Here is a 17,161-nt window from a genome sequence, read left to right on the forward strand (position 1 = left end):
GCTATCCTTTAATTATCATTATTTTCCAATCCTTCATGAAGGAGGTATCATGATGACAACTAAGTTAATGACTCATGACCATCGAAACATTCATTCTGAGATCTATAAAATGAAGCGGGGACCTGTTGCGGTTCGTGTGATACCAGCTATGAAGTATGTTACCCAAGAGATGAACACTGCCTACCATATGGATTGGGCAGGTAGACCAGAGCCAGTTGATGAACAATGGGTTGTATGGAAAGTGGTAAATCAGCTCAAACATTTAACAAAAAATAAGTTGAGTTATAAATTTACTTTAATGCCGCATGAGATCTTATGGCATGAGAAGAATGAAAGTAGATCCGTTACCACTCAAATGATGCAAGTACCCGATTGTATAACCGAAGAAATATTCGAAGAAGCTTGTTTTAATGTTGAAAAGAGACTGAGAAAGAAGCTGCCATCCATGCAGCTTGTTTCTTATGAGTCGAATACTTGTGTTCAAAAGTTACATAGTGGTCACTATCAAAACTCGATTGAGACTTTAAGAGAAATCATGAATTTTGCAGATCAAGAGAGTCTTTCGCTGAAATCAAGTTATAAAGAGATCTATTTAACTCCTGCAATGAAATGTCATAGTCCTGAAACATGGCAAACAGTTGTGAGTGTGGAGACTAGGAATTCAGGAGTAAGAGATGAATGAAAACAAAATTGAATTTAAATTAAATGTAAGAGAAGAAACTAAAAGACAAAGTTTTACATTACGTATGCTATTTGCGTTCTTGATCGTTAGTTCTATTATCTTTCTTTTTGTAGACATTGATGATCCGAGTGTTGAGACACAAGGGATTGCCAGACAGTGGGGAGAGGCTGTATTAAGTAATAATGAATCAATGAAATATAGATTGCTCTCCGATTCAGAAAAAGTAAAGTACGTAGATATTATCTCTGAAACAAATAAAGAAGAGCAACCTACCTACTCCTTTAAAGCATTAGATCAGTTTGAATATCGAATAAATAAAAAGGAATATATCTATAAACTTCATTATTACAAAATGAAGTCTTGTGCAGAATGTCAAAAAGATGTATGGGTTTCTGTAAAAAAAGAGGATGCCGGTTGGTTTGTATCTCATACGAACTATTCAGAATCTAAAGCTGAAAAGAAGATCCGTAACGTTCAAAGAGAGCAGATTCCTACTTCTGAAAAACAAGAAAAAGAATTGGAAGAAAACAAGTCATTCATCATGAAGTGGCTAAATTAACTTTTTAAAACAAGGAGAGCTTTTATCTTTTATTGAAATATCGATATTGGGGAATTACATTCGTTATTACGGGCGCGTTAATTATGCTAAGTTCTTTTATGATAGATACTGAACATGAGAGGTTATTCGCATAGGTGGGGGCAGTTTATTCTTCATCGGTACTTTGTTAATACCTGATTATGTAGTTAATTCTAGAAGTCATACGAAAGATAGGTAAAAGCTGCCTCATTAGGAGTGCAGCTTTTTTTCGTCCAACAGATCGTGAAGGGAGGAAAATATATAATGAGGTGTAATACCTAGAACATCCAACGGCTGATTTCCTCGATTAATCCATGCGGTCTTAAATCCATATGCTGCTGCACCGGTGATGTCCCAGAAGTTAGAACTCATGAATAAAATTTCTTCCCGGTTTACAGCTAACGTCTCCTGAGCATACTGATAGGCAGCAGGTGCAGGTTTATATTGTTGAACATCCTCAATTGAAAGTAGGTCTATTACATCTGTTAGTTCTCTTTTTTTTACTAATGGCTTTAGCATTTTATAAGTTCCATTAGAAAAAATGACTTGCTTAATATTAATTTGTTGAATTTTATGAAGAGTGTCGGGAACTTCTTCATAGACTTGGAGTTCTAGATAAGCCTCCATTAAAGAAACAAGTGCTTCTTCGTTGCATTGTAGAGAGAATTTTTTTAAAGTATATAAAAGAGCATTGCGGGTGATTTCTGAAAATGGAATGTATGTTCCAGTTAGCTGGTGAAGCATGAAGTACTCGACTTGTTTTTTTCGCCATTCTTCACTGATGGCTTTACCATGTCCTTTAAAATGAATCTCGGCTTTTTCAGTAACGGAATGTACATCAAAAAGTGTTCCGTATGCGTCATAAACAAAAGCTTTATACGTCAATGAAGCACCTCCTCATAATACAAAGATACCCGTAATCATAGCAGCTTAACTTAGATAAAAAATTCCGACAAAATTAGGTGAATTTCCTTTTCATTGAGGGAATAGATAACAATGAGGTGATAATAATGAAAATGCAATTGTATCTGTTATTTGGCTTTATCTTTGCACTAATTATAGCAACATTCGCCGTTATTAACGTCGGTGACGTAGAGATCAACTACCTATTTGGAACTGCCAACTGGCCTTTAGTACTCGTTATTTTAGGATCAGCCGTAATCGGCGGCCTATCGGTAGGACTGTTTGGATTGATTAAAGTGATTCAGCTGCAGCGACAAGTGAAAAAGCTGCACCAGATTCATAATGAAAAAGAATCTTGGAAAGAAGAACGTATTGCTGAACATACTTCTGAGCCTGTAACTCCAACTGAAGAAGTTCCTCATGAAAAAGTAGAAGAAAACAAGTAGATGAAAAAGAAACCCTGAAAGTAGTCTTGAAAGATTACACTCAGGGTTTTTTTATGTAATAAAACTAATACTTGAAAGCGATATCAAAAAGCGTTAAGATAACTACTAATCAGTTCCAAAACGTTTTGGAGGATGAAATATGGCTACCATAAGAGATGTTGCAAAAAAAGCAGGAGTATCTGTAACAACGGTTTCCAGAGCGCTGAACGGCTACTCTGATGTAAATGAAAAAACAAGAGAAAAAATAAAGGTGATCGCTCAAGAACTTAATTATAGTCCTAGTTTACTAGCACGAAGTCTCGTGATGAAAAAAACAAAAACCATTGGATTGCTAGTATCTGGACTTCGAATTGAAGGAAGTAAAGATAATTTTACCTTTGAAGTACTTTGTGGCGTAAATGACTGTGCTGGAGAACTAGGATATGAACTCGTCTTAATCAGTACGGATTCTAAAAAACAGCAGGAAAAAACGTATAACCAGTTATGCAAGGAAAGAAAAGTAGAAGGTGTGATCTTACAAGGTATTAAAACGGATGATCCTTACTTAGACGAAGTATTAAAAAGTGATATCCCTTGTATTCTTATTGATATTCCGATTGAAAGTGATTCGGTTGGCTATGTAACAACCAACAATAAAGACGGTGCACAAACAGCGGTAGAACATCTCTTGAATTTAGGTCATAAACATATCGCGATGATTAATGGGCACAGTCAAGCTTTTGTCAGCAGGGAACGGTTAGCTGGCTACCAAGCGGCTTTGACGAAGAATGGTATTCCTTTCAATGAAAGTTATGTAGTAAACGGAGCATTTTTGGAGGATACAGCAGAACGGGAAACCACCAAACTATTAAAAGCACATCCTGAGATTTCAGCATTGTTTTGTGCAAGTGACCTTATGGCGATGGGGGCAATAAGAGCAGCGAAAAAGATGGGGAAAACACTTCCGAAAGATCTATCTGTTGTCGGATTTGACAACATTATCTTATCTGCTTATTCAACACCATCATTATCTACGATTGCACAAGATCGCTATAAATTAGGGTTTGAAGCGACAAAACTTCTTACTAATCTGTTGGAAGGGAAAGAAGTAGAAAAGAATAAAGTACTGCAAACGACATTTATAAAAAGAGAGTCATCAATCGAAAACCACAAATAGTGGTTTTTACTTAGACTAAGACCGAAAACGTTTTGGATTCATTCTATACTAATAACATCAGGAGGATTTGTAGCATGAACTATCGTGTAATAAAAGAAAACGATCTATTTTTTTTAACAGATGACAAAGGGAATATTCCTAAAGAGAACGATTATGGACTCGGATTGTATACAAAAGATACCCGGTTTCTTAGCAAGTTCGATATCAAAATAAACGGTCAAGATCCCATTCTTCTATCTTCATCTGCGGATGAGAATTATGAAGCAAAGATCTTGCTGACTAACCCTCACATGGAGAAAGACGGAGAACTCATTCTGTGGAGGGAATCTATTGAGATCGAAAGAAAGCGCTTAATTTATGATGGCGTATTATATGAGACACTTCAGCTGAAAAGCTATTATCCGAAACCAGTTAATTTTGAAATAAGTGTTCATGTTGACGCTGATTTTACAGATATGTTCATTATTCGAGGTTTTCAATATGGTGAGATTGGAAAAAGGTCAGGCGAAGAAGTTATAGAAAACTCGTTAACGTACTTCTATAAAGGAGCTGACGATGTTGAACGGGCTACAAAAGTACAATGGGATCGAGAGGCAAAAACGGTAAATAAAGATGGTACGATCGCGTTTAATTTTCAATTGAATCACGGGGAGGCAGAGAGGGTAACATTCTCTGTGACACCTGAAATTAACGGAAAGTCAGGAACAGTTATGGATCCTGAGAAAGCGCTTCAACTTTTAAAGACTTCTTATACAGATTGGGAAAGAGATACAACAAAAGTACAAACAGACTACAAACCACTTCAAAGACTTGTCGACAGAGGCATTATGGATCTTCGCGTATTGTTAACGGACATTGGACATGGAGCGTTCCCGGTAGCAGGATTACCTTGGTTTGGTGTTCCTTTCGGAAGAGACAGTTTGATCGCAGCGCTTCAGATGCTAGCTTTTAATCATGAAATAGCAAAAGGTACTCTATTAACCATGGCTTCTCAACAAGGTACGAAAGTAGATCCTTGGCGTGATGAACAACCTGGCAAGATCATGCACGAGATTCGATACGGAGAACTGGCTTCTACAAACCAAGTACCTTTTACACCGTATTACGGAACGATCGATGCCACACCTCTGTTTTTGGTCCTTTTATCTGAATATACAAAATGGACAGGTGATTTATCGTTGGCAGAGCAGCTGCAGTCGAATGTAGATGCAGCACTAAACTGGATCGATGAATATGGGGATCGTGATGGTGATGGATTCGTAGAATATCATCAAGAATCAAGTAAAGGGATCGCGAACCAGGGCTGGAAGGATTCTGGTGATTCTATCGTACATCGAAACGGAGATTACGCTGATACCCCGATAGCTCTATCTGAGGTTCAAGGATATGTCTATCAAGCCAAAATCGGTATTGCTGCTATTTTTGATGTACTTGGCAGAGCAGAGGAAGCTACTAAACTTCGTCTTGATGCAGAAAAGCTAAAGAAACAGTATGACGAAAAGTTTTGGATGGAAGATCAGGAGTTTCATGCCATTGCATTAGATAAGGATAAACAGCAGGTAGGGACTTTAACGACCAATCCTGGTCATGTTCTTTTTTCAGAGATGCTGGATGATCATAAAGCAAGTAAGGTGATAGAAAAACTTGTTTCTCCACAATTTTTCTCAGGTTATGGTATTCGCACGATGGCAGAAGGAGAAGCGGGGTATAACCCGATGAGTTATCACGATGGTAGCATATGGCCGCATGACAACAGTATGATCCTGCTTGGCATGAGTAAAGTAAAACACCAAAGTGATGCAAACACAGTGATCTCTGGATTGATTGCTGCCGCGAGTCACTTTGAATATGACAGACTGCCTGAGCTTTTCTGTGGATATGGTTCTAAAGCAGGAAGAGCAGTGAAATATCCAGTAGCATGTTCACCTCAAGCTTGGGCTGCAGGGACACCATTAGTCTTCATCCAAACCATTCTTGGATTATTTCCTGATAGTTTAAACAAAGTCATCTACCTCTCTCCACAACTGTTGAAAGAGATGAACGAACTAAACGTTGACCGAATTAAAATTGGAGAAGGATATCTTTCCGTTCATGTTCAACGTGAGGATGAAGAAACGACCGTAGAGATAAAAGAAAATACGACGGGATATGAAGTGATTCAAAAATAGAATGGTTCGTTCACTTTATGTAGAGAAGGGAGTTTTAGAAGATGAGACGTACCAAGTGGCTGTCCGCATGCGGTGTATCTTCGCTAATTCTAGCAACGATGTTAACCGGCTGTGGAAATGACAATGGAAAAGAAGAAACCCAATCAGGTAAAACAGAGATTGTTCTGAGTGGTTGGGGGGGAAATCCGACTGAGAAGAAATTGTTAAACGAAGTTCTATCAGATTTTGAAAAAAAACATCCTCATATTGATGTAAAACTAAATACGATCAGTGATCAATACATGGATGTACTGAAGACGCGATTGATCGGTGGAACCGCAGCAGATGTATTCTATCTTGATGCTTTTGAAGCTCCTGCTCTCATTGAGACAGGCGCTGTTGAACCGCTAAATAAGTATGTGACAAAAGAATTTGATCTGGAAGATTTCGAAAAACCGATGCTTGATGCCTTTAAAGAAGGTGAGAAGCTTTACGGTTTGCCTAAAGATTACTCAACACTCGCTTTATTTTATAACAAAAAAATGTTCAAAGAAGCTGGAATAAAAGAACCTCCAAAAACGTGGGAAGAGATGGAGGCAGTCGCAAAAAAGCTGACGGACAGAGAAAAGCAAGTGTACGGACTTGGTATGCTTCCACAGATTGAACGGATGTATTATATGGCAGAATCTCAGGATGGACAGGTCATCACAGATGGTCGAGCCACTTTTGCTGATGATAAAGTCGTGGACGCGATCCAGCCAGTGGTTGATATGCACATAAAAGATAAGACTGCAGCAACGCCTTCAGAAGTGGGTGCAGGGCAATCCGCTGGTGAGATGTTCGGGCGTGGCAATGCAGCCATGGTAATGGAAGGGAACTGGAACATTCCTTTTTTAGAAGACACGTTTCCAGAGCTTGATTATGGAACGGCAGAACTGCCGACAGTAAACGGTAAAAAAGGGACGATGTCCTTTGCAGTCGGATACGCGATGAATGCAGAATCTGAACATAAGAAAGAGTCATGGGAACTTATCGAATATCTCACGGGTAAAGAAGGAATGAAGAAATGGACGAGCAAGGGCTTTGCTCTTCCGACAAGAAAGTCTGTAGCTACTGAACTAGGTTTTGATCAAGATGAACTTCGCGGACCTCTTGTGAGCGGCGCAGAATATGCAACGGTATGGCAGGATGGTCCAACATTGCCAATCGTGATGAACAATTTCAACAACCAATTTCTAAGTGCTTATTTAGGTGACCGTCCTTTAAAAGAAGCCTTAAAAGATGCAGAGAGACAGGCGAACAGAGAGATAAAAGTAACAGAATAAAGACTTTTGAATCGAGGTGAACCATGTGAAGATGTTATCAAAAAAAGATAGAAGAGAAGCGGGACAAGGGTATCTATTCCTGCTGCCTGCGCTCCTTGTATTAGGCGTTTTTGTAATCGCACCGATCCTTTACGCTGTGTTTCTTTCCTTTCATAAAGTAGAACTGATTGGCGGTGCGACCTATGAGTTTAGAGGGCTCGATAACTTTATGAAAGTCACATTTGATGATCGAGCTATTATTGCACTGAAGAACACGGCAATCTATGTAGCGATCGTAGTACCAACCCAGACGTTCCTAGCATTAGTATTAGCGTCATCACTGAATGCAGGACTCAAAGGGCAGAAATTCTTTCGCATCGTTTACTTCTTGCCTACTTTAACGTCATCCGCTGTGTTAACGCTTATTTTTATGTGGATGTATAATCAGAACGGATTGATCAACTATGTATTAAAGTTCTTAAATCTGCCAACGTATAACTGGATTGGTGACCCAGACGTAGCTCTTATCGCGATCATGATCATGAATATTTGGGCAACAGCACCGTTTTTCATGGTTATCTATCTAGCAGCTCTTCAAGATATTCCAGACAGTCATTATGAAGCAGCTGAACTCGACGGAGCAGGTCCGATACAAAAATTTTGGCACATTACGGTTCCAAACTTAAGACCGGTAACATCTTTTGTGGTGATCATGGGTCTGATTGGAACATTCCAGCTTTTTGATCAATCGTATATTTTCTCTGGAGGTTCAGGCGGACCGAACAACTCCACACTTACGGTTGTTCTTTTAATCTATCAATATGCCTTTAAGACACTAGGAACGATGGGATATGCTACAGCTATTGCTTTCATGCTTGCTATCATCATCTTAGTGGCAACCCTTTTACAACGCAAATTTTCCAAAGAAGAATCACTATACTAAGGAGGAGATACCATGAAAAAACGTACGGCTGGAAGAAAAGCTTTGTATGTAATCCTTGTCGTTTACGCCATCATCACCGTCATTCCGTTTTTGTGGGCCCTGTCTTCTTCCTTTAAAACACTAGGTGAGATCGTAAGTGGATCGATTAATTTTATTCCAAAAGATTTTACACTTGATAACTATAAGCAGATCTTTACGAGAGAGCCACTTTTCGGAAGATGGTTGTTTAATAGTTTATTCATTGCAACAGTCGGAACGCTATTAAACTTATTGTTCAACTCTATGGCTGGATATGCCCTCGCAAGACTAAGCTTTCCAGGAAAGAAGAGTATTTTCTTGATGATCTTGGCCGTATTGATGATTCCTTTCCAAGTAACGCTCATTCCTAACTTCTTAATACTGAAGGAACTTGGATGGCTGAACTCCTATCAAGGAATGATCATTCCAGGAGCGGTGAACGCGACGTTTATCTTTATGATGAGACAGTTTTTTATCAATTTTCCTAAAGAAGTGGAAGAAGCAGCTGCAATCGATGGACTTGGACGCTTCGGCACATTTTTCCGTATCGTTCTGCCTCTTGCTAAACCGGCACTTGCAGCTCAGACAATATTCGTATTCATGGCGTTCTGGAACGATTTTATGAGACCTCTCATCATTTTATCTGATCAAGACATGTTTACTCTCCCACTAGGGCTGAACTCGTTCAAAGGCCAGTTTATCTCCTTTTGGAACTATATTATGGCCGCATCGATGGTCTTTACCTTACCGATTATCGTTCTATACGCATTCTTTAACCGATATTTTGTAAAAGGAATCAAGTTTACGGGAGATAAATAAAATTTAGAGGTAAAACCGGCTTGATGATGTGGAAATAAGTGCACCGATAGCAAGTTTTGATTACCGTGAAATGTACAATTTCACGGTAATCTATTTTTTATTCACGGTAAACTATATTAATTTCACGGTAACTGTACATTATTTCACACATAAAATAATTTAAACGATTTTCACCAATAATCCACATATCTCTGTCTCTAGACCATGCTGCCTGTTAGTATGGTTTACTCTTCGTTTATATGTTAACTTATTTATATTTTAAGTTGACGTAATTGCGAACCTTCGCTATTCTAAAATCGTATACAGAACTAATATGTGGAGGTTTATGAAGATGACAGCACAAAGAAATGGTTTGAAAACGATTGATATCACGCTAGTCGGTATGTTTGTAGCGCTCATGGCGATAGGTGCGAACATTACAACTATGTTTCCGTTCATGGTTGTTGGTGGCGTACCAATTACGCTGCAGACCTTTTTCTGTATTCTAGCAGGAGCATTGTTAGGAAGCAGATTAGGAGCAATCTCGATGAGTGTATACGTACTAGTCGGATTAGTCGGAGCACCAGTGTTCGCTCAATTTAAAGGTGGCTTTGCAACAGTGATCAGCCCTACCTTTGGGTTTTTATTATCGTATATTCTAGTTGCTTATCTAACTGGATTGATCATTGAAAAGAATGGTGGAAAAGCTTCATACATCGCAGCAACCCTTGTTGGAACAGCAGTTAATTATATTGTAGGGACAAACCTAATGTTCATGGCGTATAAAATGTGGGCAGATGCACCAGAAGGTTTCACGTACTCTATGGCATGGGCATGGATGATGGTCCCGCTACCTAAAGATATTATTTTAGCGATTTGTGCAGGTATGCTTGCTACGAGAATTAACTTTGCGCGTAAAAAATCAATTCCTCAACGAACAAAACATGCATCATAAAGGAGTGTTGTTGTGATGATCTGGAATACTCTTGCAAAAAAAGTATTGAGTGGAGAAGAAATTACGAATGAAGAAGCTCTTGCTATCTTAAATTGTCCTGATGAGGATCTGCTATTATTGCTGCATGGGGCTTATCAGATCAGAAAGCATTATTATGGCAATCTTGTAAAACTCAACATGATTATTAATACAAAGTCAGGCGCATGCCCAGAGAACTGCGGATATTGCTCACAATCGATCGTATCGACTGCACCTATCGATACTTATCGAATGATGGATAGTAAAGAGATGGTAAAAGGAGCAGAGGCAGCGTATAACTTAAACGTTGGAACGTATTGCATCGTTGCAAGTGGACGTGGACCTACTAATCGTGATGTGGATAAAGTTGTTGAAGCTGTAAGAGAGATCAAAGATACATATGGTTTAAAAGTTTGTGCCTGCTTAGGTATTTTAAAGCCAGAACAAGCAGAGCGTTTAAAAGAAGCGGGTGTTGACCGATATAATCATAATCTCAACACTTCCGCTCGAAATCACGAAAATATTACAACATCTCATTCATACGATGATCGAGTGAATACGGTAAACATCGTTAAGGAAAGCGGGATCTCTCCTTGTTCAGGAGTTATTGTAGGTATGCGAGAGACGAAACAAGATGTCATAGATATGGCAAGAAGTCTTAATATACTTGACGCAGATTCTATTCCAGTGAACTTCTTGCATGCGATCGATGGTACACCGTTAGAAGGGACAGATGAGCTAGATCCACGCTACTGTTTGAAAGTACTTGCATTATTTCGTTATATCAATCCGACGAAGGAGATTAGAATATCTGGTGGGCGTGAGGTGAATTTAAGAAGTCTTCAGCCACTCGGTCTATATGCCGCGAACTCCATATTCGTAGGTGACTATCTTACGACGAGTGGACAAGAGTCAACGGCAGATCATAAGATGTTAGAAGATATGGGCTTCAAGATTGATCGTACGCCTGTTATGGCACCATAGTTTTTTGTAAATGATTGAAAAGCCACTCGAAGCTTTGTACAATAAGGAGTATTCTATTGTACATCGTGGGAGTGGTTTTTTTGGAAAAATGGCAAAAGTGGCTGGAAAAAATAAACTGGGCTGAGATTATGCTTGCGGCTGGTTTATGGGCAGTGAAGTTTCTATTGATCATCGTCATGTTCTTGGTGATTCGTTCAATCGGTAGACGTGTGATCAACCGAATGTTTGATAAAGCAGCAACACATAGAAAGATGTCTTCAGGAAGAATTATTACGCTGCAAAAACTTGTAGTCAACCTGTTTTCATACGTATTGATCTTTGTTTTTGCTGGTATCATATTTAAGCAGTTCGGACTTGAAATCGGTACTCTTATAGCAGGAGCAGGGGTAGTTGGATTAGCTATAGGCTTTGGAGCGCAGGGACTCGTAAGTGATGTTGTAACAGGTTTCTTCATTCTTCTTGAAAAGCAGATGGAGGTCGGAGACTACGTTACGATTGGCGGAGTCGATGGAATTGTAGAAGAAGTGGGTCTGAGAACGACTCACATACGAGCATTTGATGGCACATTGAACTATATGCCGAACCGTGAGATCAGTACGATTGCGAACCATACACGAGGTAATATGCGTGCACTTGTTGATATAGGTATTGCCTATGAAGAAAATATAGACAAGGCTCTCGTCATACTACAAGATGCTTGTGACAAAGTAAAAGAAAAGAATCCGAGCATAATGGAAGGACCAAATGTGTTAGGAGTTCAAATGTTAGGTTCGTCTGATGTGGTAATTCGGATTATTTCTAAGACGATTAATGGAGAACAGTGGGCGGTCGAAAGAGAGTTGCGTAAAGCTTTAAAAGAAGCTTTGGATGCTAATGGCATCGAGATTCCATACCCTCATCAAGTACAAGTAGAAAAAGGTGCATAAGAAAAGCCGGGGAAGTGCTTCCCGGCTTTTTCTTTAATTCTTTTCAATATTTTGTTTGGATAAATAATCCGTTACACTCTTCAGTTTTGTTTTATGTGCCATGATGTAAAGAATATCGTGAGCGTGAATCTCTGTTCTCCCTGTTGGTGTGATCAGTTCATCGCCTCGAATCATTGCACTTACAGTAGATTCTTTTGGCAAGGAAATTTCCTCAAGTGTCTGTCCGATGATCTTTGCATGTTCGGGTACAAAAAATTCAACGATCTCGGCGTTGGCTTTACCGATTGAAACAAGTTCTAAAACATGTGGAGAAGTAGGTTTTTCTTTTTCCGTTAACTTTAATTTCTGAGCTACCCAAGGAATGGTTGATCCTTGTATGAGAGCAGATGTAAGAACAACGAAGAATACGAGATTAAAGAGCAACTGGCTGTTCTCGACCCCTTCAATGAGTGGAAATGTAGCGAGAACAATAGGAACAGCGCCACGAAGACCAGACCACGAGATAAATAATTTTTCGTTTATTGAGAAAGCAGAAGTTGGCATACTTAGAAAAACACCTATTGGACGTGCGATAACAATGAGCACGAAAGAGATCATCAAGCCTTTCAGTATAATATCGATATGAAACAGCTCACTCGGAAAGACGAGTAAACCTAAGATCGCAAACATTAAAATCTGCATCATCCAAGCGAAACCTTCGTTAAATCGTACGATTGAGTTTCTGTACGTCAGGTGACTATTCCCCATAAACACAGCTGCCACATATACAGCAAGCAGTCCACTTGCTCCAGCGAGCATCGTAATCCCATAGGTTAAGATAGCAAAAGAAAGAGCGAATACGGGATAGAGTCCACTTGATTCAAGTCGTATTCGGTTAATGGCATAAACGGCGAGCTTACCAAAGAAATAGCCAAAAACAGCTCCCATTCCCATCTGCCAAAAGAATGATAGAACAAGTCCTGTAATGGAAGTTGAGTCTTTTGTGAGCAACTCAATAAATGTGATCGTTAAAAATACAGCCATCGGGTCATTGGAACCAGATTCTGCTTCAAGCGTTGAAGAAAGCTTCTCTTTCACATTTTTTCCGGCTAGAACGGAGAATACTGCAGCAGCATCCGTAGATCCAACGATCGAACCGAACAGAAATGCTTCTAGCCAATCAACATCCAATAACAACTTTACGGATACAGCGACTACGGCTGTTGTAAGGAATACTCCAAACGTCGCGAGTGACAGTGAAGTAGATAGAACGGGTTTTACGCTAGTCCATTTTGTCTGAAGTCCACCTTCAAATAAGATGATAATAAGAGCAATTACCCCGACTAGCTGACTTACGTGCGGATCATCAAAATAAATAAAATTGAGTCCATCACTTCCTAGAAGCATTCCGATTCCAATAAAAAGTACAAGGGCAGGTACACCAAAGCGTGAAGAGAACTTCGTAGTAACGACGCCTAGTAAGAGTAGAATGGCAAGTAATAGTATAAAATAATCTACGTTTAAACCACCTTCAAACATAACACCTCTCCTTTATCTATCTATGTATGATGAGATTGTTTAGCATACGATATTCACTGAATCTTTTACAGTATCGACGACAATTATTGTCTTGAAACAATTGACAATTTAACCAAAAGCGGGTAATCTTGACGGAAGATAATGGTTATAAAATTACATCACCTTCGTCATTTTTTTACATAAACTATTAATGGAAGTTTTTTCTCCATCATTTCAGGGTAAGTAAAATGTTGAAGAGATTTACAGGAGGGATTGAACGTGTCAGCGGACCATCAAAAAAGAGAAAATTTAATTGCTGATCTATTGTTACATAATATCTATAAGACAGCAGATGGACGTCATTTATACGAGCTTTCTTTGCAGGATCTTGAACAACAATTAAAGAATTTACTTTCCCCGCCTGCAGAGGAAAAAGCAACTTAAAATAGGTTGAGTGATAAATGGTCATATAAAACTGGCTCTCTGTGCCAGTTTTTTTAATTTGTTCCTTCCATTTTAAACTAACATAAAAGAAAGAAGACTTCACTCAGGAAGTCTTCTTTCTTTCGTTTATTTATTTTTCTGTTGAAAGGTCTTCATCCCAAGCTTCTGTGTTTTTTAGTCCGATACTAGATGGTCGGAAAACGGGATCTTTTCCTTCTTTCTTTTGTTTCAGATAGTCCCCTAGAGCGTCAAAAGCAATTTTTCCAAGCAATGAAATAGCGATTAAGTTGATGATCGCCATTAGCCCCATGAACATATCAGCTAAACTCCAAACAAAATCAAGAGATGCTATTGCACCGTAACCAACCATTGCGACAACAGCTAATCGGTAGATAAACAACCACGTTTTGTTCGTACTGATAAACTCAATGTTAGACTCACCATAATAATAATTCCCTACTACGGAACTAAATGCGAACAACATTACGATGATCGCTAGGAAAGGGCCGCCCCATGAACCAAGCAATGTGTTTAAAGCTTCCTGCGTTAAAATAATTCCATCCGCTTCTTTAGAATCATACATGCCTGATAATAGAATGATAAAGGCGGTAGAAGAACAGATCAAAAGTGTATCTACAAAAACACCTAAAGATTGAATCAAACCTTGCTTAACAGGGTGGCTCACATCTGCTGTAGCAGCTGCATTCGGTGCACTACCCATACCGGCTTCGTTAGAGAATAGACCACGTTTGATCCCGTTCATCATCGCTGCGCCTAATGCTCCACCAGCTACTTCTTCTACACCAAAAGCACCTTCGAAGATCATGCTGAAAACGGCAGGAAGTTCTGTAAGGTTTGTAACCATTACAAACAGAGCTACAAGGATATAAAGTCCAGCCATAATTGGAACGATGATTTCTGATACTTTAGCGATCCGTTTGATGCCGCCGAAAATGATAATTGCAGTTACAACGGCTAAGAAAATACTTACATAAACAGGTTTTATATCAAAAGATTGTCCAAACGCACTTGCAATCGTATTCGATTGAACAGAGTTAAAGGCAAGTCCGAACGTGATCGAAATTAAAATGGCAAAAATAATACCCATCCACCGAGCATTCAATGCTTTTTCCATGTAATAAGCAGGTCCACCACGGAATGCGACTCCATCTCGAACTTTGTAGATCTGAGCTAACGTACTTTCTACGAATGCAGATGCAGAGCCGATTAATGCGATCAGCCACATCCAGAATACAGCACCAGGACCACCAGCTGTAATGGCAAGTGCTACCCCCGCCAAATTACCAGTACCTACGCGAGAAGCGGTACTGATACAGAAAGCTTGAAACGAAGAGACGCCTTTCTTATCAGCTCTAGCACCTTCCCCCAAAAGCCGGATCATCTCGCCAAACATGCGGAACTGAACAAACTTTGTTCGTACCGAAAAATAAAGTCCTAACCCAATCAACATAACAATTAGGATATACGACCATAAATATGTGTTAACACTTCCTATGAAATTGTTAATCCAATCCATACATACACCTCATTTATTCTTTTGTCTATCTCAGCTGTACACTATTTTTTAATGTAACAAAACCTAACATTTTAATCAATTATAATTTTTTCCACTGCCCTTTTTCATGAAAGATAGAAGATGAATGCCTTTGAGTCTTCGAATAATTTCCTCCACATAAATATTCCCTGAACGTTGAATGAACAAACAGAAAAAAAATGAAAAAAAGATTTCATGGTTATCGATTTTCTCACCAACTATTGGCAACTGAATATACTAGATAAAATTGATTGTAATAATCGGAATTAAAGTAGGTGTTGAGGGTGAATGGCGGAACCCCTTTATTTATACAAAAGTTTTTTCAATCACCAAAACAAGTCGGAAGTCTTTTTCCAAGCTCTATCAGCTTAGCTAAGAAGATGACAACACCTCTTTGCTGGGATCATATAGACATCGCTGCTGAATTAGGAGCAGGTACAGGTGTAATCACAAAAGAGATCATTCGCAATTTAAAGCCTGGTTCAGAGCTTTATATCTTTGAAAAAGATGAAGAGATGAGAAAAAAACTTACACTTCAGTTTTCTAGAAATACGGTCTGTGAAGATGCTCGTTACATCTTAAGTAGCATTGAAAAAGAGGAAGAAACGTTAGATGCCATTTTCTCAGGGCTGCCTTTTGCAAATTTTACTCGTAACTTGCAAAGAGAGATTGTTGAGGAAGTATATCGGTCGCTTCGACCAGGTGGAGTATTCGTAGCTTTCCAATATTCTACTCAGATGAAAAAAACGTTTCAAGAATTTTTTCATACTGTCGAAATTGCATTTGTACCGAAAAATTTCCCTCCTGCGTTCATATATACTTGTGAAAAATAGATGAAAACAATAAAAGTGATTCGTTTCAATCAGAACGAATCACTTTTATTTTAGCGATATGAGTGATCCATGTGGTCTGAGATCAAATGCTTGTGAACCATTGCTTCCATACAGGTTATCAAGATAGCCACAAGGACCGAACCCCATAATGAGATAGTTACTCCAGGCAATACAAGCCCTAGAAGATAGACGAGTACAAAGCTTGTAGCAAAATCAACTGTCAGTTGTTTGCCATAGGAGATCCTTGGAACCATGATATATTCCAGCAACACACCTAGAGGGGCTAGTATGACGGTTATCCATATGAAAGGTTGAACGAACTCGAAATCCACGCTTTTAAATAAAAAGTTAGCTAAAACAAGTGCGAGTGGAATACCTAAAATTTTTATCATCAAACTTTGCATGTTTCTTTGCTCCTGTCCTAAATATGTTTAAGAGTGATCTAATCATCTTCTATTTGCAAACAGCACAATCTTATACAAAAACTTTATTAACAATCCTTTATCAGAATGAACGTTGTGGCGTTGTTTTATACCTATTTTAGAAACTTCTAGATGAAAGTGTCATAAAACATCAAGAGAGTGGGTATTACTTCTGTAAGAAAGTAATGAACAAGGAGGCTAAGAGAAGTGGAATATTCACTCTATAAGAAGGACGGAAAGTTTCCATGTGATGTTACCGTTGATTATGACAATATGGTCTTTACAGTGCGTGACAGTGATACGACAGGTGAAGTGTTCAACAGTGCGAGTGAAGTTGCTCAATGGATCAAACAGCATTGGTCTGTTGATCAGTTCCAAAGGCCAGATGACTATTATGATCTAATGAAGCACCTCGAGAATTCATTAGAGGATGAAACGGAATAAATACTAACCATCGACCAAGTATTAAATACTTGGTCTTTCTTATAGCTCTATATGGAAAAACATGTAATAATGGGTGAAACAAGAAATATATGGAAAAACATGTAATAAT

At 38.8% G+C, this 17,161-nt stretch carries 18 protein-coding genes; 14 read left to right on the forward strand and 4 right to left on the reverse strand.

Going from position 1 to position 17,161, the window contains the following annotated elements; translation table 11 throughout:
• Positions 1-49 precede the first annotated feature (49 nt).
• Together ACNJYY_RS06855 and ACNJYY_RS06860 are read left to right on the forward strand one after the other, a co-directional pair.
• Positions 50-682 (forward strand): hypothetical protein, encoded by a 633-nt coding sequence (locus ACNJYY_RS06855; protein ID WP_416731111.1) that lies wholly within the window; start codon positions 50-52, stop codon positions 680-682.
• Positions 675-1,241 (forward strand): hypothetical protein, encoded by a 567-nt coding sequence (locus tag ACNJYY_RS06860; protein WP_416731112.1) that lies wholly within the window; start codon positions 675-677, stop codon positions 1,239-1,241. Before ACNJYY_RS06855 ends, ACNJYY_RS06860 begins: the two co-directional genes overlap by 8 nt.
• Before the next feature lie 228 nt (positions 1,242-1,469).
• Here ACNJYY_RS06860 and ACNJYY_RS06865 read toward each other — a convergent pair whose 3' ends face one another.
• Entirely contained in the window at positions 1,470-2,144 is a 675-nt protein-coding gene (locus ACNJYY_RS06865) for a haloacid dehalogenase type II (RefSeq protein ID WP_416731113.1), read from the reverse strand.
• A 125-nt stretch (positions 2,145-2,269) separates the two neighbouring features.
• Here ACNJYY_RS06865 and ACNJYY_RS06870 point away from each other — a divergent pair, with 125 nt between their 5' ends.
• The 9 genes from ACNJYY_RS06870 (at position 2,270) to ACNJYY_RS06910 (ending at position 11,857) form a co-directional block, all read left to right on the forward strand.
• Positions 2,270-2,608: a LapA family protein gene (locus tag ACNJYY_RS06870; protein ID WP_416731114.1), complete on the forward strand. Its 339-nt coding sequence runs from the start codon at positions 2,270-2,272 to the stop codon at positions 2,606-2,608.
• Between the two features lie 139 nt (positions 2,609-2,747).
• Positions 2,748-3,764, forward strand: coding sequence for a LacI family DNA-binding transcriptional regulator (locus ACNJYY_RS06875; protein ID WP_416731115.1), 1,017 nt, complete (start codon positions 2,748-2,750; stop codon positions 3,762-3,764).
• Positions 3,765-3,838: 74 nt separating this feature from the next.
• Positions 3,839-5,932 carry a glycogen debranching N-terminal domain-containing protein gene (locus tag ACNJYY_RS06880; protein WP_416731116.1) on the forward strand — a complete coding sequence of 698 codons (2,094 nt, stop codon included), beginning with the start codon at positions 3,839-3,841 and terminating at the stop codon, positions 5,930-5,932.
• A gap of 41 nt (positions 5,933-5,973) precedes the next feature.
• A complete protein-coding gene (locus ACNJYY_RS06885) occupies positions 5,974-7,236 on the forward strand; it encodes an ABC transporter substrate-binding protein (RefSeq protein ID WP_416731117.1) in 1,263 nt (420 codons plus the stop codon).
• 31 nt (positions 7,237-7,267) lie between these two features.
• A complete protein-coding gene (locus tag ACNJYY_RS06890) occupies positions 7,268-8,158 on the forward strand; it encodes a carbohydrate ABC transporter permease (RefSeq protein ID WP_416731820.1) in 891 nt (296 codons plus the stop codon).
• Positions 8,159-8,170: 12 nt separating this feature from the next.
• The gene (locus ACNJYY_RS06895; protein ID WP_416731118.1) at positions 8,171-8,995 is read left to right on the forward strand and encodes a carbohydrate ABC transporter permease; all 825 of its coding nucleotides are present in this window, start codon (positions 8,171-8,173) and stop codon (positions 8,993-8,995) included.
• A gap of 331 nt (positions 8,996-9,326) precedes the next feature.
• Positions 9,327-9,929: a biotin transporter BioY gene (locus tag ACNJYY_RS06900; RefSeq protein ID WP_416731119.1), complete on the forward strand. Its 603-nt coding sequence runs from the start codon at positions 9,327-9,329 to the stop codon at positions 9,927-9,929.
• Between the two features lie 15 nt (positions 9,930-9,944).
• Positions 9,945-10,931: a biotin synthase BioB gene (gene bioB, locus ACNJYY_RS06905; protein ID WP_416731120.1), complete on the forward strand. Its 987-nt coding sequence runs from the start codon at positions 9,945-9,947 to the stop codon at positions 10,929-10,931.
• A gap of 128 nt (positions 10,932-11,059) precedes the next feature.
• Positions 11,060-11,857: a mechanosensitive ion channel family protein gene (locus ACNJYY_RS06910; protein ID WP_205727234.1), complete on the forward strand. Its 798-nt coding sequence runs from the start codon at positions 11,060-11,062 to the stop codon at positions 11,855-11,857.
• 33 nt (positions 11,858-11,890) lie between these two features.
• Here the strand turns inward: ACNJYY_RS06910 and ACNJYY_RS06915 are convergent, their stop codons facing one another.
• Positions 11,891-13,375, reverse strand: coding sequence for a potassium/proton antiporter (locus ACNJYY_RS06915; RefSeq protein WP_416731121.1), 1,485 nt, complete (start codon positions 13,373-13,375; stop codon positions 11,891-11,893).
• 258 nt (positions 13,376-13,633) lie between these two features.
• On the opposite strand from ACNJYY_RS06915, the gene ACNJYY_RS06920 reads away from it, so the two are divergent.
• A complete protein-coding gene (locus ACNJYY_RS06920; protein ID WP_260858642.1) occupies positions 13,634-13,798 on the forward strand; it encodes a Fur-regulated basic protein FbpA in 165 nt (54 codons plus the stop codon).
• Positions 13,799-13,928: 130 nt separating this feature from the next.
• Here ACNJYY_RS06920 and ACNJYY_RS06925 read toward each other — a convergent pair whose 3' ends face one another.
• Positions 13,929-15,335, reverse strand: coding sequence for an alanine/glycine:cation symporter family protein (locus ACNJYY_RS06925; protein WP_416731122.1), 1,407 nt, complete (start codon positions 15,333-15,335; stop codon positions 13,929-13,931).
• Between the two features lie 302 nt (positions 15,336-15,637).
• Here ACNJYY_RS06925 and ACNJYY_RS06930 point away from each other — a divergent pair, with 302 nt between their 5' ends.
• Positions 15,638-16,186 (forward strand): class I SAM-dependent methyltransferase, encoded by a 549-nt coding sequence (locus tag ACNJYY_RS06930; protein ID WP_416731123.1) that lies wholly within the window; start codon positions 15,638-15,640, stop codon positions 16,184-16,186.
• Between the two features lie 50 nt (positions 16,187-16,236).
• On the opposite strand, the gene ACNJYY_RS06935 is transcribed toward ACNJYY_RS06930, so the two are convergent.
• Positions 16,237-16,590: a DUF2512 family protein gene (locus tag ACNJYY_RS06935; protein ID WP_416731124.1), complete on the reverse strand. Its 354-nt coding sequence runs from the start codon at positions 16,588-16,590 to the stop codon at positions 16,237-16,239.
• Positions 16,591-16,815: 225 nt separating this feature from the next.
• Here ACNJYY_RS06935 and ACNJYY_RS06940 point away from each other — a divergent pair, with 225 nt between their 5' ends.
• Complete coding sequence (locus tag ACNJYY_RS06940; protein ID WP_137790051.1) at positions 16,816-17,052, forward strand: hypothetical protein; 237 nt, start codon at positions 16,816-16,818, stop codon at positions 17,050-17,052.
• The last annotated feature ends 109 nt before the right edge of the window (positions 17,053-17,161 follow it).

The sequence above is a fragment of the Fictibacillus tiangongensis genome, assembly GCF_048083785.1.
Classification (GTDB): Bacteria; Bacillota; Bacilli; order Bacillales; family Fictibacillaceae; genus Fictibacillus.

What these genes read in the sequence shown, in the direction of transcription:
- ACNJYY_RS06895 (WP_416731118.1), top strand. Translation starts at nt 8,171, where the DNA reads ATGAAAAAACGTACGGCTGGAAGAAAAGCTTTGTATGTAATCCTTGTC.
- ACNJYY_RS06870 (WP_416731114.1), top strand. Translation starts at nt 2,270, where the DNA reads ATGAAAATGCAATTGTATCTGTTATTTGGCTTTATCTTTGCACTAATT.
- ACNJYY_RS06890 (WP_416731820.1), top strand. Translation starts at nt 7,268, where the DNA reads ATGTTATCAAAAAAAGATAGAAGAGAAGCGGGACAAGGGTATCTATTC.
- bioB (WP_416731120.1), top strand. Translation starts at nt 9,945, where the DNA reads ATGATCTGGAATACTCTTGCAAAAAAAGTATTGAGTGGAGAAGAAATT.
- ACNJYY_RS06860 (WP_416731112.1), top strand. Translation starts at nt 675, where the DNA reads ATGAATGAAAACAAAATTGAATTTAAATTAAATGTAAGAGAAGAAACT.
- ACNJYY_RS06925 (WP_416731122.1), bottom strand. Translation starts at nt 15,335, where the DNA reads ATGGATTGGATTAACAATTTCATAGGAAGTGTTAACACATATTTATGG.
- ACNJYY_RS06885 (WP_416731117.1), top strand. Translation starts at nt 5,974, where the DNA reads ATGAGACGTACCAAGTGGCTGTCCGCATGCGGTGTATCTTCGCTAATT.
- ACNJYY_RS06855 (WP_416731111.1), top strand. Translation starts at nt 50, where the DNA reads ATGATGACAACTAAGTTAATGACTCATGACCATCGAAACATTCATTCT.
- ACNJYY_RS06880 (WP_416731116.1), top strand. Translation starts at nt 3,839, where the DNA reads ATGAACTATCGTGTAATAAAAGAAAACGATCTATTTTTTTTAACAGAT.
- ACNJYY_RS06875 (WP_416731115.1), top strand. Translation starts at nt 2,748, where the DNA reads ATGGCTACCATAAGAGATGTTGCAAAAAAAGCAGGAGTATCTGTAACA.
- ACNJYY_RS06935 (WP_416731124.1), bottom strand. Translation starts at nt 16,590, where the DNA reads ATGCAAAGTTTGATGATAAAAATTTTAGGTATTCCACTCGCACTTGTT.
- ACNJYY_RS06915 (WP_416731121.1), bottom strand. Translation starts at nt 13,375, where the DNA reads ATGTTTGAAGGTGGTTTAAACGTAGATTATTTTATACTATTACTTGCC.
- ACNJYY_RS06910 (WP_205727234.1), top strand. Translation starts at nt 11,060, where the DNA reads ATGCTTGCGGCTGGTTTATGGGCAGTGAAGTTTCTATTGATCATCGTC.
- ACNJYY_RS06900 (WP_416731119.1), top strand. Translation starts at nt 9,327, where the DNA reads ATGACAGCACAAAGAAATGGTTTGAAAACGATTGATATCACGCTAGTC.